The 24583-nt window shown below is 64.4% G+C and carries 20 protein-coding genes and 1 tRNA gene; 9 read left to right on the forward strand and 12 right to left on the reverse strand.

Annotation, left to right across the window (positions count from 1 at the left end; all coding sequences use genetic code 11):
- Nucleotides 1-34: 34 nt before the first annotated feature.
- The 9 genes from ACNS88_RS03575 to ACNS88_RS03615 form a co-directional block, all read right to left on the reverse strand.
- A complete protein-coding gene (locus tag ACNS88_RS03575; RefSeq protein WP_435093981.1) occupies nucleotides 35-1282 on the reverse strand; it encodes an MgtC/SapB family protein in 1248 nt (415 codons plus the stop codon).
- A 438-nt stretch (nucleotides 1283-1720) separates the two neighbouring features.
- On the reverse strand, nucleotides 1721-2683 hold the full coding sequence (gene artA / locus ACNS88_RS03580; protein WP_435093983.1) for an archaeosortase A: 963 nt from the start codon (nucleotides 2681-2683) through the stop codon (nucleotides 1721-1723).
- Nucleotides 2684-2779: 96 nt separating this feature from the next.
- A complete protein-coding gene (locus ACNS88_RS03585; RefSeq protein WP_004050001.1) occupies nucleotides 2780-3232 on the reverse strand; it encodes a transcription elongation factor Spt5 in 453 nt (150 codons plus the stop codon).
- Complete coding sequence (locus tag ACNS88_RS03590; protein WP_435093985.1) at nucleotides 3232-3408, reverse strand: protein translocase SEC61 complex subunit gamma; 177 nt, start codon at nucleotides 3406-3408, stop codon at nucleotides 3232-3234. Before ACNS88_RS03590 ends, ACNS88_RS03585 begins: the two co-directional genes overlap by 1 nt.
- Before the next feature lie 129 nt (nucleotides 3409-3537).
- On the reverse strand, nucleotides 3538-4695 hold the full coding sequence (ftsZ, locus tag ACNS88_RS03595; RefSeq protein ID WP_435093987.1) for a cell division protein FtsZ: 1158 nt from the start codon (nucleotides 4693-4695) through the stop codon (nucleotides 3538-3540).
- A 158-nt stretch (nucleotides 4696-4853) separates the two neighbouring features.
- Nucleotides 4854-6230, reverse strand: a complete 1377-nt coding sequence (locus ACNS88_RS03600; RefSeq protein WP_435093989.1) for a D-aminoacyl-tRNA deacylase — start codon at nucleotides 6228-6230, stop codon at nucleotides 4854-4856.
- A 284-nt stretch (nucleotides 6231-6514) separates the two neighbouring features.
- Nucleotides 6515-7465: a calcium/sodium antiporter gene (locus tag ACNS88_RS03605; protein ID WP_435093991.1), complete on the reverse strand. Its 951-nt coding sequence runs from the start codon at nucleotides 7463-7465 to the stop codon at nucleotides 6515-6517.
- Between the two features lie 82 nt (nucleotides 7466-7547).
- Nucleotides 7548-7742: a DUF7333 family protein gene (locus tag ACNS88_RS03610; RefSeq protein WP_435093993.1), complete on the reverse strand. Its 195-nt coding sequence runs from the start codon at nucleotides 7740-7742 to the stop codon at nucleotides 7548-7550.
- 97 nt (nucleotides 7743-7839) lie between these two features.
- The gene (locus tag ACNS88_RS03615; protein WP_435093995.1) at nucleotides 7840-8811 is read right to left on the reverse strand and encodes a PhzF family phenazine biosynthesis protein; all 972 of its coding nucleotides are present in this window, start codon (nucleotides 8809-8811) and stop codon (nucleotides 7840-7842) included.
- Nucleotides 8812-8930: 119 nt separating this feature from the next.
- Here ACNS88_RS03615 and ACNS88_RS03620 point away from each other — a divergent pair, with 119 nt between their 5' ends.
- Together ACNS88_RS03620 and ACNS88_RS03625 are read left to right on the forward strand one after the other, a co-directional pair.
- Nucleotides 8931-10280 (forward strand): alkaline phosphatase family protein, encoded by a 1350-nt coding sequence (locus ACNS88_RS03620; RefSeq protein ID WP_435093996.1) that lies wholly within the window; start codon nucleotides 8931-8933, stop codon nucleotides 10278-10280.
- A 12-nt stretch (nucleotides 10281-10292) separates the two neighbouring features.
- Nucleotides 10293-10847 (forward strand): DUF7097 family protein, encoded by a 555-nt coding sequence (locus tag ACNS88_RS03625; RefSeq protein ID WP_435093998.1) that lies wholly within the window; start codon nucleotides 10293-10295, stop codon nucleotides 10845-10847.
- Between the two features lie 47 nt (nucleotides 10848-10894).
- Here ACNS88_RS03625 and ACNS88_RS03630 read toward each other — a convergent pair whose 3' ends face one another.
- Entirely contained in the window at nucleotides 10895-11662 is a 768-nt protein-coding gene (locus ACNS88_RS03630) for a hypothetical protein (protein WP_435094000.1), read from the reverse strand.
- A gap of 194 nt (nucleotides 11663-11856) precedes the next feature.
- Between ACNS88_RS03630 and ACNS88_RS03635 the strand changes: the two genes are divergently transcribed.
- From ACNS88_RS03635 to ACNS88_RS03665, 7 genes are all read left to right on the forward strand, one after another.
- Nucleotides 11857-12522: a DUF6517 family protein gene (locus ACNS88_RS03635; RefSeq protein WP_435094002.1), complete on the forward strand. Its 666-nt coding sequence runs from the start codon at nucleotides 11857-11859 to the stop codon at nucleotides 12520-12522.
- 265 nt (nucleotides 12523-12787) lie between these two features.
- Nucleotides 12788-15886: a hypothetical protein gene (locus tag ACNS88_RS03640; protein WP_435094004.1), complete on the forward strand. Its 3099-nt coding sequence runs from the start codon at nucleotides 12788-12790 to the stop codon at nucleotides 15884-15886.
- A gap of 71 nt (nucleotides 15887-15957) precedes the next feature.
- Nucleotides 15958-16125, forward strand: a complete 168-nt coding sequence (locus ACNS88_RS03645) for an HEWD family protein (protein ID WP_435094006.1) — start codon at nucleotides 15958-15960, stop codon at nucleotides 16123-16125.
- A 430-nt stretch (nucleotides 16126-16555) separates the two neighbouring features.
- The gene (gltB, locus tag ACNS88_RS03650) at nucleotides 16556-21247 is read left to right on the forward strand and encodes a glutamate synthase large subunit (RefSeq protein ID WP_435094008.1); all 4692 of its coding nucleotides are present in this window, start codon (nucleotides 16556-16558) and stop codon (nucleotides 21245-21247) included.
- 212 nt (nucleotides 21248-21459) lie between these two features.
- Nucleotides 21460-22026 carry an SRPBCC family protein gene (locus ACNS88_RS03655; RefSeq protein WP_435094009.1) on the forward strand — a complete coding sequence of 189 codons (567 nt, stop codon included), beginning with the start codon at nucleotides 21460-21462 and terminating at the stop codon, nucleotides 22024-22026.
- Between the two features lie 82 nt (nucleotides 22027-22108).
- Nucleotides 22109-22180: transfer RNA gene (locus tag ACNS88_RS03660), tRNA-Ala, on the forward strand.
- 295 nt (nucleotides 22181-22475) lie between these two features.
- Entirely contained in the window at nucleotides 22476-23051 is a 576-nt protein-coding gene (locus ACNS88_RS03665; RefSeq protein ID WP_435094010.1) for a PAS domain-containing protein, read from the forward strand.
- A gap of 57 nt (nucleotides 23052-23108) precedes the next feature.
- On the opposite strand, the gene ACNS88_RS03670 is transcribed toward ACNS88_RS03665, so the two are convergent.
- Both ACNS88_RS03670 and ACNS88_RS03675 read right to left on the reverse strand, forming a co-directional pair.
- Entirely contained in the window at nucleotides 23109-23804 is a 696-nt protein-coding gene (locus ACNS88_RS03670; RefSeq protein ID WP_435094011.1) for a metal-dependent hydrolase, read from the reverse strand.
- A complete protein-coding gene (locus tag ACNS88_RS03675; protein WP_435094012.1) occupies nucleotides 23804-24559 on the reverse strand; it encodes a hypothetical protein in 756 nt (251 codons plus the stop codon). The genes ACNS88_RS03670 and ACNS88_RS03675 overlap by 1 nt, the downstream gene beginning before the upstream one ends.
- Nucleotides 24560-24583 lie beyond the last annotated feature (24 nt).

Consider the following 24583-nt stretch of genomic DNA (forward strand, 5'->3'; position numbering starts at 1 on the left):
GTCGGCGCATGACCGTCGAACTCTTCGCGACCGCTTAAAAGAGGAGCAGCGGCGCGCCGACGGCGACTCCCACCGCGATTAACAGGAGGTTCCAGAACAGTACCGGCCGGACCAGTTCCCGCGCGATGCTCGCCGCGAACGCTGTCTTAACTACGATGCTCGCTGCCGTCCCCGCGACGACGCCGGCGACTGCGGTGTCGACGGTGATCTGTCCGGTCCCGAGAAGCGAGACCGCAGTGGTTGTCGCAGTTCCCGAAGAGATGAGCCCCGCGAGGAACGACGTGACGACGAACCCACCCGCGCCGAACGCCCGCTCGGCGCCCGCCGAGACGAGTAGCACGACGAGGAACAACGCCCCGAAGGTCAAGGCGTTCCGGAGGCTGAACGGCGAGGTGAGTTCCGCCTCCATCGTCGTCTGCCAGTCGCTGCGCCACACCGCGACGAGGACGCCGGTGACCGTAATCGCGCCCAGGGGCGCGCCGACGATCAGGGCGGCCTCCGGGACGAAGACGGCGACGACCGCGGCGTTCCGGAGGGCCATCGCAGCGTTCGCGAGCAGGATCGACCCGACTGCGATCTCGAGTAAGTCCGCCCGGCCCTTGGCGCGCTTAGCCATTTCGGCGACGACCGCGGTCGAGTTCACGAGCCCGCCGAAGAAACCGGTGAACGCGTAGCCGCGCCCCTGGTACCGCTTCACGAGCACGTAGTTGACGAAGCCGATGGCGCTGACAGCGACAACCAGCGACCAGATGAGCCGCGGCTGGATCGCCCCCCACGGGTCGATCGTCTCCGCCGGGAGCAGCGGGAAGACGACGAACGCGAGGATCGTGAACTCGACCGCGCTGCGGACCTCCTCCCGTGAGAGCCCCCACGCGAACTGGTGGAGCTCGCGTTTCAGCACGAGCAGCAACGAGGAGAGCATCGCCACCGTCACCGCCTCGATGAAGAACGCCTCGGCGACGAGCACGCCGACCCCGTATGTGACAAGCATCGATACCGAGGTGGTCAGCGAGAGCCCGTCGACATCGTCGTCGACGAAGTTGCGACCCGCGAGCAACACCGCGATGACGACGATCAGCGCCCCGCCGACGATCAGGAGTCCGTCGTCGCCGAGCAGCGAGAACACGGCCGCCGCGAGGCTGATCAGCGAGAACGTCCGGATCCCCGCGGACTTATGAGACCACTCTCGCTCCAGTCCGAGGAACATCCCCAGTGCGGTCGCCAAAACCAACTTCGCGACGTTCGTCTGGAGGTAGACGAGCGGGTCGACGGCGCTCAACACGGGATGTCACCTCGTCGGCGTCGCAGTCGCGGTACTGCCCGCGGTCGCCGCATCGTCTTCGCCGACCGAGTCATCGCATTCATACGCCGAAGCAGTCGATAGCGACGCCTATAGCTTACTATATAGGGTGTCATAGAACTCTTCACATGCTATAGTCACTCTAGTTATCTTTTGAGAGCGTTACATCCTAAGAAGTCCGTGCACCAAGTGCACGCCGATTAAAACCGATCAAAATTCGACTTTTTGTTTCAGAATAGTGGCTATTTATCCTCGGGTAGCAAGATCAAGCTCAGCGTCTGTGCCCCCTGTGGAGCCGTATACAGCCGCTTTGGAACCGCCAACGCTGAATCCGTTGATAGCCATGCGAACTGTTCTATGACACCCTCTACTATATGTTAATAAATCGTCTGATTTTCTGGGTGTCCGCGCGACGTCCCGTCAGCGGTTCGTCGGCTTCCGCGGGAGATCGAGCGACTCCGTCAGGTCGTGCTCCTCGCCGGTGAGCAGGTAGAGCACGTCTTCGAGGATGACCACGAGCTCCGGCAGTTCCCGCACGACGAGGAACGTGATCCCGATCAGCGCCACGACAGCGAGCAGCTGACTCATGATCCGATCGGAGATCAGAAACGACACTCGGTAGGGGTCGGTCGCGCCGAACATCGCCAACACGAGATCCGGGTACCAGTGCATGTACTGGTTGCCCGCCGTGATAGAGATGAACGCCGTCCGGAGGATGTTGAGGACGTAGATGAGCGAGACCGACACCGCGAGCCCGCGAAGCTTCCGCCGCAGGGGGGCCTTGACCGCCGCGATGAGCCCGCCGAAGATCGCCATGCTCCCGAGCCCCGTACACGCGAGCACGATGTCGATCCGGTAGGTGTGCCCGTCGTCGAGCGTCCAGAGGTACGCCGAGTTGTACCCCTCGCTGCTCGCCACCCGCTCCGGCGCGTATCCGAACAGGTCGATGAGCAGTCCGGTCTGCGTCGCGACGACCTCGATGAGGATCCGGCGGGGCTCGGGAAACGCGACGCCGGCGAGCGTGAACGCCGGGATCGTCTCGAACGGGAGGTAGATGAACAACATGATCGCGATCGCCCGCGTGAGGGTGAACAGGGAGGCGCGCCCGTTGTACAGGAGGTAGCCGGCGTACAGACAGGCCGGCACCCCGACGAGCGCGAGGATCGACTCGACGTAGCTCTGGTGTTCGAACGCGAAGTACGGGACCGTCGTCAGCCAGAAGAGCCCGAACAGCGCCCACGTGCCGGCCGCGAGCGAGCGACCCGCCGCCAGCCCGCGGCTGTCCAGCAACCACGCGACGCCGAAGAGGATCGCGACGACCCAGGCGAACGTGAACGTGTCCGGCAACAAAGTTAGAACCGCCGGTACGCCGGAACCGAACATATCGGACCGGTCAGTCGTCGTCGGGTAAAGCCCTTGTCGTTACCGACGACTCGCCGAGCAGATCGAAGGCCGATTCGAAAAAAAAACCTGGACCGCTTACCGCTCGTCCGAGTCGAGTACGCGGATCTGGTCTCCGCGGACCGTCACCGGAATCGGGACGGTCGCCTCGTACAGCTCGACGGTCACCTGGTCTTTGCCCTCGTCGATCCGCTGGACGCGGGCCTTCTCGCCTTTAAACGGCCCGGCGATCAGCTCGACGATGTCGCCCTCGGCGATCCCCTCCACGTCGGGAGTCGGCGAGAGGAAGTGCTCGACCTCGGAGAAGGGGCTCCGTGCCGGCCCTTCCGAGCCCTGAATCACACCGCGAGCGTGGGGGATCTCGTCGAGGATTCGGGCGAACACGCTGCCGTCGGTGGCCTCGACCATCACGTAGCTCGTGAGCTGGTCGGGGGCGATGACCGCCTGTATCTCCGGCATCTCCTTTTCGGCGAGCATGTCGGCGACGGTTCGCTCCTGGCTCGCGGTGGTCTTGACCGAGAAGATCGGCATTACGCGCCGACCCCCGGCAGGAGGCTCATGATCGCGAACATCATGAAGCCGATGAAGCCGATGAGGAGGATGCCGGCCCCGGCGATCTTCGACACCTGGAGGAACTCGTCGGTGCTCGGCGTGCTCGCCAGTTTCAGCACCCGAATGTAGCTGTTGAGGTCGTACGGAACGTCCATGTTACGTGTGGATTCGGGGCGATCCGGTTTTTACCTTTTGATGCGAGGCGGGCGGAACGCCGCGGGTGAGAACGGACGGAAACGGACAGCGATCCCCGAAACGAGCCGTGTTTACCGCTGACGGCGGGATTACTCGACGTAGTCGATATCTTCCATCTCGGACGCCGCCTCCCCCTCGGGAGCCTCGCCGTTGTTACCGTAGATCTGCGGTGATTCGACGCCGGTCACCACGATCATGGTCCGCATCTCGCCTTCCAGGTCGTCGTCGACGGAGGTGCCCCAGATGATCCGGGCGTCGGGGTCGATCCGGTCGTAGATCTCCTCGACGACTCCCTCAGCCTCCTCGATGGACATGTCCGTGCCGCCCGTGACGTTGACCAGCGCGGAGTTCGCGCCGGAGATGTCGACGTCGAGCAGGGGCGACCGGAGCGCGGACTTCACCGAGTCCTGCGCCTTCGAGTCGGAGTCGGACTCACCGAGCCCGATCATCGCGACGCCGCCCTTCTCCATGACGGTGCGAACGTCGGCGAAGTCGAGGTTGACGAGTCCGGGCATCGTGATGAGCTCGGTGATTCCCTTCACCGAGCGCATCAGCACCTCGTCGGACACCTTGAACGCCTGCCGGACGGGAAGCTTCCCGACGGCGTCGAGCAGGCGGTCGTTGGGGACGACGATGACCGTGTCGCTCACGTCGCGGAGGCGTTCGAGGCCGGCCTCGGCGTTCGTCCGTCGGACCTCGCCCTCGGCCGTGAAGGGGGTCGTGACGATGGCGATGGTCAACGCGCCCGACTCGCGGGCGGCCTTCGCAACGACCGGGGCGGACCCGGTCCCCGTGCCGCCGCCGAGCCCGGCGGTGACGAACACCATGTCGGAGCCGTCGATGGCGTCTTGGATCTCCTCTTGGGACTCGATGGCTGCTTCCTCGCCGACCTGCGGGAGGGAGCCAGCGCCGCGGCCCTGGGTCTTCTGCTGGCCCATGAGGATCTTCGTGTCGGCCTCGATGTTGACGAGGTGCTGGACGTCGGTGTTCGCGGCGACCAGCTTCGCGCCGTGAATCCCCTCCTCGGTCATCCGGTTGACCGTGTTGCCGCCGGCGCCCCCGCAGCCGACGACGGTAATGTTCGTCTGGAGGTCTTGGAGAACGTCCTGTAGTTCGTCGTCGGTCATCGTTCCGGACTGTGGCGGGGCGCCGGCAGCCGCGTCGTTCGCGCCGGCGCCGGCCTCCCCGGCGTCGTCCGCCGGGGATTCCTCGGCTTCGTCGATGGCGTCCTCTACAATAGAGTCCATTATATGGTGTGGTTGCGACCCGGACGTATTTATTTTTGCCCGATCGTCTGACGCAAGTCAGACGGCCGGAGAATGTCTTCAGAGCCGACAGAACCCGCGTATCACCGATCACAAACGATCGATCGGGTCGCCGATCTGCGGTCGCGCCATCGAAAGCGTCACTCGATCGGGAACCGCTCCGTCCGCGCCCGCGACACGTCTTCGGGCGCGACCGTTTCGCCGTCGATCTCGACTGACTCCCCGTTCGCGAGTCGGCCGAACGCCGGCCCCTCCGGAACTCCCCGCTCGGCGGCGAGTCCGGGATCGAACGCGGTCTCGCGAGCGACCACGGCGCCCTCGGTGACTTCGACCGCGTCGTACCCGCGCTCCAACACGCCCGCCAGATCCGCGACGAGGTCATCGTAGCCGGTCGATTCCTCGGCAGCGGCGAACGCGGCTCCTCCCGCCGCCCGCGTCCCGGCCTGCTCGGTGTCGAAGGCAACCGTGTTCGTCTCCACGGCCGCGCGGGTCGCGTCCGCGTCCACGCCCTGCGCCCGCGAGAGCAGGTCTTCCGGGAGCTCCCTGATGCGAATCGCGTCGGGATCTGCGGGGACACTCTCGCCGAATCGGAGCCCCTCATCGATCGTCGCGAGGTCGGCCTCCAGCCGCTCGACCAGCGACAGAGGGCGATCGCCGACCACGCGCACCCACGTCTCGCTCACGACGCGGTGGTCGAGATCCCGGACCGTCGCCGCGAGGTCGGGTTTGTCGCCCTCGATCACAGCCAGGTCCGCGCGGCTCCGGGCGAACGCCTGCTCGATCACGTCTCGGTTCGCGTCGGGGGCGCCGAGGTCGCCAAGCGCCCAGTCGGCGCCGACGTGGCCCACCGCCCACTCGGTCTCGCGGACGATCCGGGTGAACCGCGGGGCGTAGTGGCCGCCGCCGAAGCCGACAACGTGGCGGGGAGACGGAGTCTCGCCGTCCGCCTCCTCGACGACCAGATCGGCGCCCGTTCCCCGCAGGTCGAGCACCGCCTGCGCGACCGCCCGGGCCGCCTCCGGGTCGGACCACTCCGGCTCGTCGGATCCCAGTTCGACGAACAGCGACGGGACGGAGGTGGCCGTCGGCCCGTGGTGGGTACACTCGATTCCCACGTCGTACCCGTCGGGTGCGTGGGTCGCCAGCGCCTCGACGACGCGCTTCTCGGCGCCCGGCGCGGCCCGCGCCAGCGTCGCCGGTTCGCCGCCGTACGGCGCAGGGCCGAAGTTCCCGGTGACGTGGGCCGTCAGTAGCTTCCCCGTCTCTCCCGAGTGGCGGGATATGAACGCGAGAAAGTCGGGAGACGCGTCATCGAACGCGGCCGCGGGATCGTCGAGATCGATGTGGAGGTCGTCGAACTCCCGCAGTTCGAACCCGTCGGTCCGGTAGTACGTCCCGCCGCCTTCGGCGTCGGGGCGGCTCGGGTCGTCGCGACGCTCCCAGTCGCCGAGATCGAGCAGGTGCTCGCCGATGTGTTCCGAGGCACTGTCGGCCCGGCTGACGACGATCGCTATCACACGTTCCGGTCGGAGTCGGGCAGCCGAATAGCCGTCGATACGATTTCGATACGATGTCGATGGCGCGGTGACGGGCCCGCCCGGATGTCCGGTTGATCGTTTATAAGTGGTTGGTGGCGGAGCGTCGGCGAACACCTCCAAAGCCCCAGCCGGCGACCTCGCGCGTGCTCCTCGCGGGCCTGCGGCCCGCTCGCAGGCACGCGCCGACCAGCATATCGGCTTGTGCTCTACTTATAAATAGCACCCGTCGATGATTCGCCGATCCAGTGGGGTCTACCCCGCGCTCACGGCAGCAGGAGGTAAATAAACACGACGTAGGCGACGACGAGGACGGCGCCGTCGACCCGCGAGATTCGGTTACCGCGGTACATCACCCCGACCAGCAGAGCGGTGAATGCGAGTAGCGCGGGGAACTCGAAGCCGCGCACGCCGGGGGCCACGCTGATCGGCGTGATGACGGCGACGATGCCGATCACCGCGAGGATGTTGTAGATGTTCGAGCCGACGACGTTGCCGACGCTGAACTCCGCTTCGCCCCGGATCGCGGAGATGACGCTCGCGGCCAGTTCCGGGAGCGATGTCCCCAGCGCCAACACCGTGAGCCCGATGAAAATGTCAGAGAATCCGGCGGCCGAGAGCAGCGTCTGCCCGCCCTGAACCAGCCAGCGGGAGCCGAGGACGAGCGCGACGATCCCGACGACGACGAGGCCGACGTCGCGGAGGCGCGCGTCCGGCATTTCCGCGCGCTCGGCGGCGGAGATCCCGGACTGCGTCTGCTGGACCCGCCGCAGGACGACGACGGTGAACGCGACGAGGGCCGCGAGGAGGAGGACGCCGTCGACGGTCCCGATCTGCCCGTCCCAGCCGAGGCCGACGAGCAGCAGCGCGGCGAGCACCATGAACGGGACATGGCGCTCGAAAACGGTCTGTGAGACGTCGAGCGGGCGAATCAGCGCGGAGGCCCCTAACACCAGCCCGATGTTGGCGATGTTCGAGCCGACGATCGCGCCGAGGCCGGTGTCGGTCGACACCGTGACCGCGCCGAGGAGCGAGACGAACAGCTCGGGGGCCGTGGTCGCGAACGCAACGACGGTGACGCCGACCGTCGACGCCTTCAGCCCGATCGCGAGCGCGAGGTCGCTGGCGCCCGTAACGAGCAGTTCGGCGCCGGCGTACAGGAGAACGGCGCCGCCGGCGAGCAGCAGGAGTTCCGTGAGCGGCGACCCGAGTAGCACGGCTCCGAGTTGTCGTCGGCGTTTTAAAAAGCGTCCTGATTCTCGGGCGTCGCGGGTACGCGGAGCAGCCGTATCGAGACTCTCAGGCGCGTGTCGACCGGAACTCGCCGTGTTTCATCCCGACGACGAACGCGATGGCACCGAAGACGAGCATCGAGGGGAGAACCATCATCATCGTCGTCTGGAGCGCCATCGGCGTCCCGAAGGCGACTCCGAGGGTGCCGGCGACGACGATGAGCGCGACGATACCGGCGGCACGAGGGAGGTCAAACTCCATAACGCGGGTACGGTTCGCGGACTCCTAAGCGTTCGGTCTGTGGTGTCGGCATCAGTTCCGACGGGGGAGCCGCACCGCTTTCGGCTCCGGTACGTCGCTACGCCTCGATGATCTCGTCGTCACCGTCGTCCGCCGGCACGCGCAACGCAGCGTCCATCGAGACGATCGCTTCGCCGCCGACCCGCACCGCGTCACCCGCGACTCGGACGCGAACGCGACCGGGTCGGTCGAGAAAGTGCCCCTGCTCGAACCGCAGTTCCTCGGGGAAGTCGCCGTCGAACGCGCCCACCTCGCGGAGGTAGGCCCCGACCGCGCCGCTCGCGGTCCCCGTCACGGGATCCTCGGAAACGCCGACCGCCGGCGCGAACGCCCTGCCGTGGAGCGTCGATTCGGCGTCGAGTGTGTCAAATGTGAACGCGTATATCCCGGCCACGTCGCACGACTCGGAGATGGCTTCGATCGCCGCTATGTCGGGCTCGGCCTCGCCGAGCCGTTCGAGGAAGTTCACCGGGACAACGAGCCACGGGAGCCCGGTTGAGGCGACCGCGACCGGGAGGTCGGCGCCCACGTCGCGTAAGGCGGCCGAGTCGATCCCCAGCGCGTCGCCGAGGCGATCCGCGTCGAGGCCGGCTCCGTTGGGGTCGATGTCGGCTCCGTCAGTGTCTCCACCGGCTCTGCTCCCCGATTCTATCAGATCTACCGTGGGCGGGTTCTGCCGCATCCAGACGGTCCCGTCGTCGTCGATCGCGATTTCGAGGTCGCCGACGTTGGTCCGGAGAGCGCGGTCACCGGCGTCGATCGCGCCCTCGGCGAACAGCGCGCCGTAGGTCGCGATCGTGGCGTGGCCACACAGGTCGACCTCGGTCGAGGGGGTGAAATACCGGATCTGGTCAGGGGCGTCGGCGGCGGCGCCGAACAGAAACGCGGTCTCGGAGGCGCCCAGCTCCGCGGCGATCCGCCCCATCTGATCGTCGCTCAGTCCCGCGGCGTCCGGCACGACGCCGGCGACGTTCCCGGCAAGCGGCTCGTCCGCGAACGCGTCGACGAGAAGCGTGCGTCGCGTCTCCATGCCTCACCGTGACGACCCGCATTCAAAAGGCTCCCGAGAGCCGAAGGGTCCGACGGCCAGCGGCGAGACGACCGGGAAGCGATGTGAACGCTTTTGACCTCGACGGGGGATGTACCTCTATGGGCCTCTTCGACCGGCTGCGAGGGAACGACACGCCACGCGTGGCGTTCATCGGGATCGACGGGCTTCCCCATCGCCTCGTTGCCGACAATCCGGACACGTTTCCGACGCTGTCGGCAATCGCCGACGAGGGCGACGGAGGACCGATTGACAGCGCCGTGCCGCCCGAGTCGAGCGCGTGCTGGCCGGTGCTCACGAGCGGCGTGAACCCCGGTGAGACCGGCGTATACGGCTTTCAAGACCGAGAGATCGGCTCGTACGACACCTACGTCCCCATGGGTCGCGACGTGCAGGCGACGCGGGTGTGGGACCGCGTGACCGACGCGGGCCGCGACGCGACGGTGATGAACGTCCCCGTCACGTTCCCGCCGCAGCGAACGGTTCAGCGCATGGTCTCCGGCTACCTCTCGCCCGATGTCGACAAAGCCGCTCACCCTGACGAGTTCCGGAACTACCTCACCGAGAGCGACTACAGGCTGTCGGTCAACGCGAAGCTCGGCCACCGAGAAGATAAGACGGACTTCATCGAACAGGCGCGTCAAACCCTCGACGCCCGCGCGGAAGCGTTCGCCCGGTACGTCGAGATGGACGACTGGGACCTGTTCGTCGGCGTGTTCTCCACCCCGGACCGGATCAACCATTTCCTGTGGGGCGACTACGCGGATAGCGGCTCGTACCGCGAGGACGTACTGGAGTTTTACGGCGCCCTCGACGAGCACATCGGGGCCATCAGAAAAGCGCTCCCGGACGACGTGCGCCTCGTCGTCGGCTCCACGCACGGGTTCACCCGGCTCCGATACGACGTGTACTGCAACGAGTGGCTCGAGCGCCAGGGGTGGCTCTCGTACGAGGACGCCGACGACCACGGCTCTCTGTCCGACATCGCCGGCGACGCCCGCGCCTACTCCCTGGTCCCCGGCCGCTTCTACCTCAACGTGGAGGGCCGCGAGCCGGACGGCGCCGTCTCCGAGTCGGAGTACGAGGCGGTCCGCGAGGAGCTCCGAGCCGAACTCGAGGCGTGGGAGGGACCGAACGGGAACTCCGTCGCGAAGCGGGTTGTCGAGCGAGAGACGGTTTTCCGCGGGGATCACGACGCCATCGCCCCCGACCTCGTCGTGATCCCGCACGAGGGGTTCGATCTCAAGGCCGGCTTTCGGTCCCACGACGCGGTGTTCGACACGGACGGTCCCCGGACCGGGATGCACACCTTCGAGGACGCGGCCTTGTTCATCGATCACCCGGACGCGAAAGTCGAGGACGCGGACTTGCTCGACGTCGCTCCGACCCTTCTCCGCCTGCTCGATGTCGACTACGGTCGGACAGATCTAGACGGCGCGAGCCTCATCTGAGGTGGCGTCGGAATGGAGCGCACACCCGACGGGACCCCGGTCGGCGTCGACGATCCATACGCGATCGCGGGGACCTGTGACCACCTCACCGACGACGGTCGCTGTCGGTTCTCGCTGACGCGGGCGGGCGATGACCCAGATTTCATCGCCCAGCGCCGCCGAGAGGGCTACGCCTGCCATGTCGGCGCGGACGACGCATGGCGTGCCTGCCCGCACTACCAGTCGACGACGGACGGGAGAGCGTGTTACCGGTGCGGGCTGGCCGAGGTTCGGCTGGCCCACGACGACGCCCGTCCGCTGGTGGAAGAACACCACCTCTCGTACGGTGACGCCGCCTCTGCCTCAGCCGATACCCGCGACTCCGACGACGCCGGCCCCCACGAGATCACCGTTGCGCTGTGCCGCTGGTGTCACACGAAGGTCCACAAGTCGTTTGCTCGAATCGATGACGATGCCAACCCCGACCCCGAAGCGATCGCGGCGCGGGAGAGTCGGCGGAGCAAGGAGCAGTCGGAGTCCGCATTCGAAACCGCGAGCGAGCGATTCGAACGCGGAGGAGAGCGGTAGGTGAGACGCGGGAACGTAGGACCGAGAGTCGACTGGTAGTCGGGGCGTCAGCCGTCCGACTTCGGACGGATCAGGTTCGCCAGCGCGACGAGCAGCCCGAGGAACCAGCCGAGCGGAATCGAGATTCCGATCCACATCAGTACGTAGCCGAGCCCAGCGGCGCCCCACTGTTGCCCGAACGTTTTCAGATCGAAGGCCCCGCGGAGAGTCTCGTTGATCCCGCCGACGGAGAGGAATGTATCGAGTATCCAGCGCGCGAGCTCGTAGCTCGGGTCGAGGATCACGTTCGAGATCGAGGGGGTGAGCAGCCCGGCGACGACCGGCGGCAGGAAGATCGCCGTCATCGCGAACGGGTACGCGAGAAGAACGCTGACGAACCGGCCGCCGACCTTCGAGAATCCGGCCGCGAGCCCGGCAGAGACGACGGCGACGACGCTTGCGCCGGCAATGCCGAGCATCACCTCGGTCGGCAGTTGGAAGTGCGCGAGGAGGGTGAGCGAACCCCAGACGACGGTCGCAACGATCACCGCGCCCAGGACGCCGAACCGCGTGACTGCGGAGTCAAGTTTCGCCGCGTAGTACCGGGTGGCGAATCCGACGAGCAGGAGGGGGTACGTCACTGCTACGAGCGGGGCTCCGAGGACCGCCCAGAGGTAGTACCCGATCGTCTCGAGGGGGGCCTCCGGTTTCCACTTCCCCAACACCGCGCTCGGATCGAGCTGTCTGGGGAAGACGACCTCCATCCACGTCTCGTGGAGACGAACGACGTCAAGGAGGAGCGCTTCCGCCAGTCCGATTTGTCCTCGGCGTTCCATTTGGCTCACCTCGCGCGCGACACACCGTGAACTTTGTGCCTTCGATCGCACCGCGAGAGATCCGTCAGACCCGGCGCAAGCAGTCGGTCAGTTGAACGGTCGCACCCAGGCGGAACGCCCGTGAACAGCCTGGTTATCAGATCAGAGTATCCAGGGCGATACGCTTAACCGTCGTAGCAAGCGTAATCGTCAACATGTACAGACGCGGACTCCTCGCAGCGATTGCCGCATCGACATCCGTCGCGGTCGCCGGGTGCGCCGGCGGCGAGAACGGCAGCTACGAGTTCGACGCGGAACCGGCCAGCGTTCCGCCTTCGGCCGCGTCCGAAGCCGGGTACGTGGGTGAAGAGCCGCAGTCGTTTCCCTTCGAACAGGAGTTCGACGTCGCCGGTGTGGATGCGCGACTGTCCGCGACAACATGGGTCGCCGGCTACGAAAACTCCGGCAACGGTTCAGCGCTGTTAGTGGCGAGTACACCCAACGCGACGGTGGGCGGCCAGCCGATCAACCCGCTCGTTGGCGTGGACAACACGAAGCTGATCCGGCGGCTGTTAAAGCAAGTCAACCAGCGCGGAATCGGCGGCGGCATCGACATCGATACGAGTGACCTCGAAGCCAAAGGGACGGAGACGCGAACCATCCTCGGCAGCGAGACAGAGATCTCGATCCTCGAAACGACCATCGACGCGGAGGTCGACACCGGCGACGGACAGAGCGGCTCGGTCGAAGACGTTCCGGTCTACTTGTACGTGGGAACGGTTCAACACAACGAGGACGTGATCGTACTCGTCGGCGTCCATCCCACTGCAGTCGACGCCTCCGAGTCGGTGTTATCCTTGATGGAACAGGTCGAACACTGATCGTCGGTTCGCGTTCCGTTTTATACCGACTGTTGTCCGGTGAAAGCCGGTTTCTCTCGGAGAATCGCGACTGCGATCGCACGACGACGCCGTCTTCGACGGAGATGTTTCCGCGGACGGAAGCTTTGCAGTCCGTAACCCACTTATAACTAATCGCCCCGAGTGCAACTATCTCGCGTTGTGAGAGTACGATGCGGACTCGTACCGTCGCAATCTGCGGTCTGAGAGTCCGATAGCCGCTGCTCTCGCATCCGTAGACACGATAATGACCCAGAGAACAACGATCCGCTGTGCGGTGATCTGTGTCCTCGTGCTTTCAGTCGGTGTTCTCTCCGTTGTTGGAGTTGGGATTGGAGTGATGCCTGTGAATGGAGCGATATGGAGTGTAGGAGAAGCAGAGAATATTGGAATAGGAACTGATGAAAATCAAACAATTAACAATATCAAGACTCGTAGTGGGGATGAGGATGTCAAGATTCGAGTTGGAGGTCTGGTTAACAATGGAGCTGAACTTAGTTCGGCAAATTCGTCATATACCGTAACTAATCGGGAAGACGTGTCCGAGTCAGATGTGTATATAAAAAACAAAAATGAGGAAAATGCCACAATTGTTGTAAATAACTCAGTGCCAGATGGATCTGGATTTGACCTGAGGATGTCTGATATAGACACCAGTAATGTAAGTCTGTATAATAGTACACTATCAGAATCGGGTACAGAAGTTGAATATACTATCGAACAGGGATTTTCTGAGGGATATACCCAATTTAGTATAGTATCTTCTGCTGAGGTTAGTTTTCAGAATAACACATATAATGATAAACTACAGACAATATCTCTTGAAAAATTAGAACTGAACAATGAGACAGATTACGTAGTGATCTGGGAGAAGTCCAAAAGCGGACAGTTAGCTCAACAACTCGGTAGCTCTCAAGGATATAACAAAGAAATAAATGTTACTGGTGAATCCGTAAGCGGTGAAACAGAGATTGCAGCAACAATTCATCCAGCGAAAACAGAGCCAAATACAGATGTTATATACGCTGCAGCTAATCGATCTATTCAATTTCCAATCTTAATAGAAGCAGTCCACAGTCCGATCCATTATACCAATAGCTCTTCACTTGGGAGCACGAGATCACAATTATCAATTTCTTTTAACACTGAGATAAGTTCAGAAAATAGAAGTATTTCCATAGAATACTTTGATCGGTCCAAAGAAACAATTAATATAGATAGTAATACTGGAATGTATGAAATTAACGGGGAACAAGTTAAAATTCCACTGAATCATACAATACCTGTAAGTGATAATAAAACACCGTATATAACTCAAGTAACCTACAAGGATCTTGAATCAAGACACTACAAGAGTTTGTTTTCTAAAAAGCAATATGTACCTCGTCGAGTTGGACACACAATTGAAAGCAGGACAAATATTACTGTATCAAAAGGTTCATTTATCAGACTAAAAACAAGTAAAAATGCTACAATATCACAGTCTTCAGGAGAACAGAATATACAACAGGACCCAATCAAGAATAGCAGTGGGAATAGTATTGTCAATACAGCAGTGCTATCAGAGGGAGAATATGTAATTCAATCTGGAACGGAAATCAATCAGACCCAGATTCAGATCGTCAATACATCATTATCACCACATACACCAGTAACGTCAGTAGATGAGAACATAGTTGCTCGGTTTGAACCTACTCAGACAAAAAGAAATATTACTGCCAATATTTATAAAAAATCAAATATAATTAAAACAATAGATATTGCTACGAGACCTGATAGCAATGATAAAATAATAAATATTTCCAACAGCGGAGACTACAAAGTAGAATTCAAACATCTTGAATCAGGCAAAGTAAGTAATAAAACTGTGAGTGTTTTGGAAAGTAAAAATCTTATATCAGATCTTCCTGGGCCAGCTAAACCAGTTCCCTCAGGGCAGGTCTTTTCCATTGAGATGTCCTCGACATATAATAATACAATCATGAACTTGAGGGATTCAGACACCAACACCACTGCTGCCACAGTCGAGCTCGAAACACCTGATAAAGGCGAGACGACGGTCAAGTTCAATACGTACGCGGCAGCGAACGGCTCCCTCAACGAGAGTTTCAGCGTGATGGGGCCGGGATCGTCGATCGAGTCGGTCACCACACCGGGAGGAAACGGGACACTCCAACCGGGTGCCTACGAGATATCGATCCACTCGGAACAAGGGGTCGCAACGACGAGCGACAACACGACTGTGACGCTCGGGCGACGCTCGACGAACGGACTCACCACCTACACGGGAACAGAAGCGGATCGGTCCGACCTCGGAAGCGCGACGGCAGTACGGGGCGCCATCGAGAGCGGCACGCTCTCACAGTCGGAACGCGTCACCGCGAACGACACCGTGGTGTACGCGGTGAACGCGTCTGGACTGACCGGGCTGGCCACGGCGCGGGGCGCGACGACGGAGACCGGCGACGGCCTCGATCGACTCGACGGCCTCGAGTTCGGCGTTCGATCAACAGGGGGCGAAGACGAACAATCCGCGAGCGACGCGCTCGGCGGGATGCCGCCCAACTCGACCGTCCACGTCGACGAGACCGGGCTCTACGTGGTCGCTGACGGCGACGATGCGCTCCCGACCGACAGGGAGCCGGAACCCGGCGAGGAGTTCACCGCCGAGTTCCGCGTCACCGACGACCGCCTCCGAGAGGTCGCGTCTGACCCGCCGGACGGTCACCGGGTGACCTCGACGGTGGCGTTCGCCGCCGCCGACGCGAACGAGTCGACGGGCGACGACCGCGACCGGACCGCTTCCGGAGGCCCTGTGGGAGGTGGAAGCGGAACCGGCGGCGAGAGCGCCGGAAGGGGCGGCGGCACAGGGGGCACAGAGGGCACAGCGGGTGGCGCCCCTCCGTCTGGCCCCGCGGGGGGCAACCGCCCGGATGAGGCGAACGCGAGCGGCGCGGCGGGACCAGACGAGACTCCCAATCGGGTCCATCCTGCCTGGGGGGTCAGGTCCGGCTTCCGTCCGAGCGTTGTGGGCCGAATGCCGCTCTTGCACGGGCCGATCGCCGTGTCGCCCCCGACGGGAACCGGAGGGGCCGGAGTGTCCGGTGGGACCGACACGACCGGAGCCGACGCTCCGTCGATCGACGCCGAGGCTGCCACCGACGGAAGCGACGGTTCGAGGACCGCTGGCGACGAGACCGGCGGCTCGGAGCGAGCAACACCGAATTACGAGAACGCGCCGATTCGAGCGACTGCCGAAGACGTTCCCGGATTCGGTCCGCTGCAGTCGCTGACGGCTCTCGCGCTGGCGCTTCTGGCCGCGACTCGGAGACGGCGAGGCCGTTAGTTTGCGATCGAGCGCGGGTCCGTTACGTGGTCGGCGGTATCCTTTTGCAGGACCGCATCCTTCATCCGCGTATGAGCGTCACTATCACCCCGCCCCGGGAGCGCGAGTGCGAACTGTGCGGCCGCGAAGAGCGGTGGGACGACGACGCCGACGGGTGGCGGATCGACGGCGAACCCGGCGAGGTGTACTGCATCCACGAGTGGGACATCAACGGGACGTTCACCCCGCTGAGCGAGTAAGAGCAGTAAGAGCAGTGAGAGCAGTGAGAGCAGTGAGAGCAGTTAGCGGATAGAGACGGTCACTCGCGCGTCCGTTCTGTCACTTATGGAAGTGATCGGTTTCGCGCACAGCACCTCAATCGGCCGTCGTCTACACCAAACAGCACCTCAATCGGCCGTCGTCTACACCAAACGCCGTCTCACGATAGGCAGCGAGAGCTATGAGTTGACAATCACCAGATTGTATTCCGGATTTAACCGCTAACGTCTCGGCCAGTCCCGATCCCGAACCATTTCTTTACTCAGAATTGGGTATGTTCTGATCGAACACCGATCGAGTCAATAGTACTCACCCCTGATGAATAATTACCTTATATTCCCTAATGTGTGTACGATGGTTCCTACCCCTATCAGGGTCATACCTTTAAGTGACCGATCCTGAGTGTGTAACATGACCGAGCCACGTAATAACACCCGAGAGGTGTCGGAGCGAGATCTCTCGGGCCGCGGTGGGGGGCTTGCATCAGTAACGGACGAGCGTTCGAACTGCGGGATCGGCGGCATCGTCGACCTCGACAACGATCCGAGCCACGGAACAGTCACGGACGCCGTCAAACTGCTTGAGAACCTCGAACATCGCGGCACGACCGGTGCCGAGGAGGACACCGGCGACGGCGCCGGTATCATGGTCGCGCGCCCGGACGGCTTTTTCCGCGACGTCGTCGATGCCGAACTGCCCGAGGAGTACGCTGTCGGCTCCGTGTTCATGCCGACCGAACCGAGCGTTCAGGCCGAGATCCACGACGTCATCGCGGAGGTGTTCTCCGTCTACGGGCTGGAGGTCTTGGAGTGGCGGTCCGTCCCGACCGACAACGCGGATCTGGGTACGACTGCGCTCGACTCGGAGCCGGAGATCGCTCAGCTGTTCGCCGCACCCGTGGAAGGCGCTAGCCTCGCGGAGCGGTTCACCAGCGAGGAGAGCCGCCCCGCCGACGCCGATCCGAATATCCTCGGCTTCGACCGCGCGCTGTACGCCGCCCGCCGCGAGATTGAAAACGCGGTGTCCGACGTCGACGGCGCCGGTCGCTTCTACGTCTGCTCGCTCGATCGCCAGCGCGTCGTGTATAAGGGCCTGCTCAAGGGCTCACAGCTCGCCGACTACTACCCCGACCTGACCGACGAACGCTTTGCGAGCCACGTCGCCTTGGTCCACGCTCGGTTCTCGACCAACACGCTGGGCGCGTGGCACCTCGCGCATCCGTATCGCAACATCGTTCACAACGGCGAGTTCAACACGATCCGCGGGAACGTCAACTGGATGCGCGCCCGCGAGAACGACCTCGACCACCCGGCGTTCGGCGCGGAACTCGACACGATCAAGCCGGTGATCGACGACCCGAACCAGTCGGACACCGCGAGCGTCGACAACGCGGTCGAACTCCTCCTGCAGGCGGGTCGCGACCTCCCGCACACCCTCCGGATGTTAATCCCGGAGGCGTTCCGCGACGACGACCTGATGGAACAGGCTCGCACGGAGTTCTACGACTACCACGCCTCCCTCGTCGAGCCGTGGGACGGTCCCGCGCTCGTCATCGGCTTCGACGGCGACCGCGTCGCCGGGGTCCTCGACCGAAACGGGCTCCGACCGTGCCGGTACGAGGTGACCGACGACAATCGGCTGATCGTCGGCAGCGAGGTCGGTGCGCTTCCGACCGAGCCGGCGGACGTGCGGCGCCGCGGACGGCTCCAGCCCGGCGAAATCTTCGTCGCCGACCCCGAGCAGGGACGAATCGTCCCCGACGACGAGGTGTTCGACGACCTCACCGACGAGAAGTACGGCGAGTGGGTCGCCGAGCGACAGGCGGATCTCGCCGACATCGTCGACGAAGATGGGGTCGCAGCCGGGATCGACCCGGTTGAGGACGTCTCCGACGACGACCCGGAAGGACCCACCGTCCGCGCCCACCAAGCCGCCTTCGGCTACACGACCGACTCGCTGAATCACCTCGTCGAGCCGATGGCGGAAGACGGGAAGGACCCGGTTGGGTCGATGGGCGACGACACCCCGCTGTCGGTGCTGGCCGACGTCGACCGTCCGCTGTTCACCTACTTCAAGCAGCTGTTCGCGCAGGTGTCGAACCCACCGATCGACTACATCCGCGAAGAGCTCGTCACCTCGCTGGAGACCCGCATCGGGAACCAGCGCAACCTGCTGGATGAGACCCCCGAGCACGCCGAGCAGATCCTCTCCGAGACTCCCGTCCTCACCGACGCGGAGACGGCCGCGCTTCGCGAACTCCCCGGTCCGGGCGAACGCGCTCCGGGCGATGGGGGCACTGGGGAGGCGGACGCGTCGTCTTTTACCTCCGTCACCGTCGACATGACGTACGAACGCGACGGATCGCTAGTCGACGCGATAACTCGGATCCGCAAGGAGTCCGCGACCGCCATCGAAGACGGCGCCGACGTCGTCGTCCTCTCGGATCGGGCGGTCGGCCCGGACCGGCTCGCGGTGCCGAGCCTGCTCGCGACCGGCGCGGTCCATCACCACCTTGTCCGGAACGGGCTTCGGAACCGGGCGGGGCTCGTCGTCGAGTCCGGTGAGCCGCACGAGGTCCACCATCTCGCGACGCTTGTCGGGTACGGCGCGGACGCAGTCGACCCGTACCTCGCGTACGCTTCCATCGCAGACGTCGTCGCGGGGCCGGACGGCGCCGACGAGGACGAGGCGCTGGCCGCCTACCGGCACGCGCTGGAGGACGGCCTCCTCAAGACGATGGCGAAGATGGGCATCTCGACGATGGAGTCGTACCAGGGCGCGCAGATCTTCGAGGCCGTCGGGCTCGCCTCCGAGTTCGTCGCCGAGTACTTCGAGGGGACCGAGATCCGCACCGAGGGGATCGGCACCGAGGAGATCGAAGACGACCTCCGGACCCGGCACGCGATGGCGTTCGGCGCGGATCCCGAGCTTGAGACCACCGGTGAGTACGAACACCGCTCGTCCGGCATCAAACACGGCTGGAACCCACAGACGGTCGGCACGCTCCAGCAGGCGGTCCGCGGCGGCGACTACGAGCAGTACCAGGAGTTCGCGGAGCTGGTCAACGACCAGTCCGAGAAGCTGCAGACGCTGCGCGGCCTCTTAGAGTTTGAATCCGACCGCGACGCCGTGCCGATCGATGACGTCGAGCCGGTCGAGTCTATCGTCGAACGGTTCTCGACGGCCGCGATGAGCCTCGGGAGCATTTCGCCGGAGGCCCACGAGAACAACGCGATCGCGATGAACAGAATCGGCGCGAAGTCGAACACGGGCGAGGGCGGCGAGCCCCCGGAGCGGTTCAACACCGAAAAGGGATGCTCGGTCAAGCAAGTCGCCTCGGGGCGGTTCGGCGTCACCTCCGAGTACCTCGCGAACGCCGACGAGCTCCAGATCAAGATGGCACAGGGGTCAAAGCCCGGCGAGGGCGGCCACCTCCCCGGCAAGAAGGTCAACGAGATGATCGCGCACGTCCGGTGTTCGACTCCCGGCGTCGGGCTCATCTCGCCGCCGCCACAACACGACATCTACTCGATCGAGGACCTCAAGCAGCTGATCTTCGATCTGAAGGCCGCCAGTCCCGACGCCGACGTCAACGTGAAGCTGGTCTCGGAGGCGGGAATCGGCACCATCGCGGCCGGCGTCGCGAAAGCGAACGCCGACGTGGTCCACATCTCGGGTCACGACGGCGGGACCGGCGCGTCGCCGAAGACGTCGATCAAGAACGCGGGGCTCCCGTGGGAGCTGGGGCTCGCCGAGGCGAATCAGATGCTCCGCGCGACCGGCCTGCGCGACCGCATCCGCGTGACGGCCGACGGCGGCTTGAAGACCGGACGCGACGTGGCGGTCGCCGCCGCGCTCGGCGCCGAGGAGTACGTGTTCGGTACCGCCTCGCTCGTCACCGCTGGCTGCGTGATGGCGCGCCAGTGCCACGAGAACACCTGCCCGGTCGGCGTCGCCACCCAGCGCGAGGACCTCCGCCAGCGCTTCCCCGGCCAGCCGGACCACGTTATCAGCTACATGACGTTCATCGCGCAGGAGCTCCGCGAACTCATGGCCGAACTCGGCTACACCGAAGTCGAGGAGTTCATCGGCCGGCCTGAGCTCCTCTCCCAGCGCGAGACGGACCACGAGAAGGCCAAACACCTCGACCTGTCTGCGGTCATCGCCGAGCCCGCGGGCGACGCCCGCACGAAGACCCGCGAGCAGGAACACTCCGGGATCGACGAGCTACTCGACTGGGACCTCATCGATGAGGCGAGCCCGGCCATCGAGGACGGCTCGCCCGTCGCGCTCACCCGCGACGTGGAGAACGTCGACCGCGCGGTCGGCGCGACCCTCTCGAACCGTATCGTCTCCGAACACGGCGGCGACGGGCTCCCGGACGACACCGTCACCTGCCGGTTCGACGGCTATGCGGGGCAGAGCTTCGGCGCGTTCCTCGCGTCCGGAATCACCATGGAGCTGTCCGGCGCGGCCAACGACTACGTCGGCAAGGGGCTCTCCGGCGGTCGTATCGTTATAAATACCCCCGACGAGGCCGGCTACGACCCCGCCGAGAACGTCGTCGCCGGCAACGTCGGGCTGTACGGGGCGACCGCGGGCGAGGTGTACGTTAACGGCGTCGCCGGCGAACGGTTCGGCGTCCGCAACTCCGGCGTGAAGGCGGTCGTCGAGGGCGTCGGCGACCACGGCTGTGAATATATGACCGGCGGCGTCGTCGCCGTGCTCGGCGACACCGGGCGGAACTTCGCGGCCGGGATGTCCGGCGGCGTCGCGTACGTGTACGACCCCGACGACCGGCTCGCCGACCGCGTGAACCGCGGGATGGTGTCGGTCTCTGAGGCCCTCGACGAGTCCGACGAGCGCATGCTTCGGCGGCTCATCGAGAATCACCGCGCGTACACCGACAGCGATCGTGCGGCCGAACTGCTCGACGACTGGGCGACCACGCTCGGCGACTTCGTTCGCGTCTTCCCCGACGCGTACGCCGAGGTCATCGCCGAGGGCACGGGCGCCGACGTGCGCGAGGAGCCCCCCGAGCCGGCTGCGGCGATTCCCGGTACCGCGTCCGACGCGACCGAGCAGGCATCGAGCGACGACTGAGTCGACTCCCCCCGTTTCTACCCGGTCACCCGGCCGGCGTCTCGCTCTCGAGGGTCGCTTATAAATGACGTGCGGTCGGCGTCGTCCGCGGCTTTGCCGCCGGTGCCGAGGTGCTAGTGGCGTTCGCCGGCAACGAGACGATGATCACCCACACCACCGCTCATGCATTCGATCGTCGGACCGCTTAATACGCACCGGTCAAACGTTCCTGCGTGGACGAACTCGTCGTGAGCACGGAGGTGTACGCCGACCCCGAGGACGTGTACGCGTTCCTGCTTGACTTCCCGCGGTACGCCGACTACTCGAAGTACCTCCGAGAGGTACGAACGATACAGGGGGACGGCGGACCGGGTACCCGTTACGCGCTGACGTTCGCGTGGTGGAAGATCACCTACACGGCCCACTCGCGCGTGACCGGCGTCGAACCGCCCGAACGGATCGACTGGGAGATCACGAAAGACATCGATGCCGGGGGGTGTTGGCGGGTGACGCCGAGAGAGTCTGCCGAGGACGACGTCGACGACCCGACAGCCGACACCGCTTCTGCCTCGGTCGACCACCCGTGCGAAGTCGCGCTCGAAGTCGAGTTTGATCCGGGGTCGGCCAGCCCGGATGCGCTCAACCTCCCGACGCTCGTCTCGTTCGACTGGGTGCTGAAGAAGGCGATCCCACTGATCAGGGGCGAGGCCGAGCGCGTCGTCGAACGCGCCGTTCGCGACTTGGAGGACTCGACGCGCGACGTCGACTTGGACGTGTACGTCGATTCCGCACGGATCTGAACGCGCGTGCGAGTCGGTGCCGCCGGTGTCGCCGAGTCGAAGGCCTTAATATATCCAGCGGGGAACGATTGGATGCGTACGAGGGCTCGTAGATCAGTGGTAGATCATCCCCCTGGCACGGGGAAGGCCCGGGGTTCAAATCCCCGCGAGTCCACTCCTCTCACTTCGTTCGTTCAGTCGCTTCCTCAGTCATGCTTAAAAGACCGTAAAAGCGCCATACCGTGTGTTATTACGAGAATCACGATTCTCTGGTATCCACGAGAGCTTCAGTTACCGTCGAGATCCGAAAACGGGTCGCCGCAGTCGGTGGATTCTCGAAGCGGTGAGAGCCGACGACTGCGTCTGCAGAGACGGTCCTCGATCCCTCTACTGTGAGATCTATGGGCTTCCGATTATCGAGCGCAGACGACAAGCCACTTGCCTCGTCGCGCCCTTCGATCGGTCGTCAGATGGGTCTCAGGGAAGACGTGCTTGAGTTCCTCGCCTGCGACAGCGACGCCGTTCGCGGGCGGTTCAACGAGTTGGCAGCGCGCCACGACATTGAGCCGGAGCGGGGACGGACAAACGCCGAGTCGGCCGCCGATCCCGACGGCGCGGATCGAGACGACCTTCCGGCGCTCACCGAGCGCGATCGACGCCGCATCGACCGAGTTCGGCTCCTCGATACCGCTCCGGTCGGCGTCACGCTGTGCGGGCCGGCGTACCGCGACACGCCGATCCTGTACGTGAACCGGACGTTCCGCGAACTCACCGGCTACTCGCTCGACGTCCTCCGTGGGCGCAACCCGCGGCTGCTACAGGGTCCCCGCACGGAACCGGAAGCCGTCGCGAAGCTGCGCGAGGCGGTGTCGATCTGGGAGCCCGTCACCGTCGACGTGTGGAACCATCGGCGGGACGGGACGGCCTTTCTGAACCGCGTCTCGCTCCGACCGCTCCGAGGTGACGACGGAACGATCACCCACTGGGTCGCAGTGCAAGCCGCGGTCGAGGAGGCGAACGGTCGGGAGAAAACCGCCGAGGCGTGAGTCGAGCCTGTCGACGTCGCCGCCGGGAATCCGCGCGTCTCTCGGGACGGGTCGCGTCTACCGACGCGGATCCGCGCTTTGCAGCCGACGAGCGACGAGCGTGAACAGCCCGAGTCCGATCAGGTACAGTCGCCAGCCGGCGTTCGCGATCGGGAACCGCCTGTCGACCGGCTCGTCCGTGACCGCTTTGGGATCGCGCGGCTCGACGGGATTGTTCACGTGTACCGTGTCAGTTGTTCCCCCTCCGCCCGCGTCGAGCCGGCGGGTCCCGGTCTCCGGATCGAGTTGAACGTCGACGAACGTCTGTACGAACCCGTCCGTCGACGAGAGCAACACCTCTCCGCTCAAGTCGTAAAAGCGGTCTCGGAGCGGCCAGAACACGTTCACTCCGTCGAGGTGGACCCAGTCGAGTGCGACGTGCGCGAACACGTGGACGAACAGGCCGACCCACGCGACCGCGATCCACCGCTCGGCGCTGCGCTCCGAGAACCGGTCGGCGAGTCGATCGCGGAGGACCGACCGGTCTCGCAGACGCGTGTCGTAGTAGAGCAGCGCCGTGACTGCTGCGGGAAACACGAGGTTGTGACCGACCGTCCGGTGGGCCCCCGGCATGATCGGGCCGAGGAAGCTGTCGATCTCCGGCAGGACGACAATCGCAAGGACGACCGCGAGCGCCCGTCTATCGTAGTAGTCGCCGAGTAGCCCGGCCGCGATCGCGAGCGCGAACCCCGCGTGGACGACCGTCGAGACCATTATCCGGTCACCTCCGTTCGGTCGCTCTCAGCGTCGGACCCGGTCGCGACCTCGGATCCGGTTTCGTCTTCGGTCCCGGTCTCGCCCTCGGCGATGGACTCGGGCGAGCGGCGCATCCGAGCGAAGCGTACCGCGAGCGTCGCGACCGCGGCCGCGACGACGACCAGCTGCCACCCGTCCCGGACGAGGGACAGCGTCCGGTCCGCGCCGAGCGCGAGCCCCGGTCGGCCGTCGGGGTTCACGAACGTCGGAATCGCGCGCGAAGCGGTCGTTCCCGGACTCTCAAGCGGGAGGATCCCGGGTCCCTCCGCACCGAGCGCGACGAACGTCTGGACGACTCCCTCCTGTGTCGAGAACACGAGCCGCCCGTCGATCCGGTAGTAGGCGTCGTGAATCGGGTACAGCAGGTTCGCCCCCGCCGACCCGAACAGGTCCGTCCCGACGCCGGCGACAAGGAACGCCGCGAGCGCCACCCACGCGACTCGCACGCCACGCCACCCGAACCGGGCGCGGAGGTGGGACCGCTCGCTGACGACGGTGTCCCAGTAGAGCGCGCCAGCCGCGAACAGCGGGAGCCAGAGGGCGTGGAAGAGCGCGTTCGTCGCACCCGGGACCACGAGACTCGCGACCGCGTCGAGGTCGGGGGCGATCGCGGCCGCGACGACGACAGCAACCGCGCGGCGGTCGAGCGCGGCACCAAGCAGGGCCGCCGCCAGCAGCGCACCGACGGCAGCGGCAACGAGCGTCGGGGCCATACCGGTCCTGACGGTCGCACGAGA

This window comes from Halorubrum shenae (genome assembly GCF_051194165.1).
Lineage (GTDB): Archaea > Halobacteriota > Halobacteria > Halobacteriales > Haloferacaceae > Halorubrum.

What these genes read in the sequence shown, in the direction of transcription:
- ACNS88_RS03675 (WP_435094012.1), bottom strand. Translation starts at nt 24,559, where the DNA reads ATGGCCCCGACGCTCGTTGCCGCTGCCGTCGGTGCGCTGCTGGCGGCG.
- ACNS88_RS03610 (WP_435093993.1), bottom strand. Translation starts at nt 7,742, where the DNA reads ATGGAGTTTGACCTCCCTCGTGCCGCCGGTATCGTCGCGCTCATCGTC.
- ACNS88_RS03615 (WP_435093995.1), bottom strand. Translation starts at nt 8,811, where the DNA reads ATGGAGACGCGACGCACGCTTCTCGTCGACGCGTTCGCGGACGAGCCG.
- ftsZ (WP_435093987.1), bottom strand. Translation starts at nt 4,695, where the DNA reads ATGGACTCTATTGTAGAGGACGCCATCGACGAAGCCGAGGAATCCCCG.
- ACNS88_RS03620 (WP_435093996.1), top strand. Translation starts at nt 8,931, where the DNA reads ATGGGCCTCTTCGACCGGCTGCGAGGGAACGACACGCCACGCGTGGCG.
- gltB (WP_435094008.1), top strand. Translation starts at nt 16,556, where the DNA reads ATGACCGAGCCACGTAATAACACCCGAGAGGTGTCGGAGCGAGATCTC.
- artA (WP_435093983.1), bottom strand. Translation starts at nt 2,683, where the DNA reads ATGTTCGGTTCCGGCGTACCGGCGGTTCTAACTTTGTTGCCGGACACG.
- ACNS88_RS03585 (WP_004050001.1), bottom strand. Translation starts at nt 3,232, where the DNA reads ATGCCGATCTTCTCGGTCAAGACCACCGCGAGCCAGGAGCGAACCGTC.
- ACNS88_RS03645 (WP_435094006.1), top strand. Translation starts at nt 15,958, where the DNA reads ATGAGCGTCACTATCACCCCGCCCCGGGAGCGCGAGTGCGAACTGTGC.
- ACNS88_RS03625 (WP_435093998.1), top strand. Translation starts at nt 10,293, where the DNA reads ATGGAGCGCACACCCGACGGGACCCCGGTCGGCGTCGACGATCCATAC.
- ACNS88_RS03670 (WP_435094011.1), bottom strand. Translation starts at nt 23,804, where the DNA reads ATGGTCTCGACGGTCGTCCACGCGGGGTTCGCGCTCGCGATCGCGGCC.
- ACNS88_RS03640 (WP_435094004.1), top strand. Translation starts at nt 12,788, where the DNA reads ATGACCCAGAGAACAACGATCCGCTGTGCGGTGATCTGTGTCCTCGTG.
- ACNS88_RS03665 (WP_435094010.1), top strand. Translation starts at nt 22,476, where the DNA reads ATGGGTCTCAGGGAAGACGTGCTTGAGTTCCTCGCCTGCGACAGCGAC.
- ACNS88_RS03635 (WP_435094002.1), top strand. Translation starts at nt 11,857, where the DNA reads ATGTACAGACGCGGACTCCTCGCAGCGATTGCCGCATCGACATCCGTC.
- ACNS88_RS03630 (WP_435094000.1), bottom strand. Translation starts at nt 11,662, where the DNA reads ATGGAACGCCGAGGACAAATCGGACTGGCGGAAGCGCTCCTCCTTGAC.
- ACNS88_RS03590 (WP_435093985.1), bottom strand. Translation starts at nt 3,408, where the DNA reads ATGGACGTTCCGTACGACCTCAACAGCTACATTCGGGTGCTGAAACTG.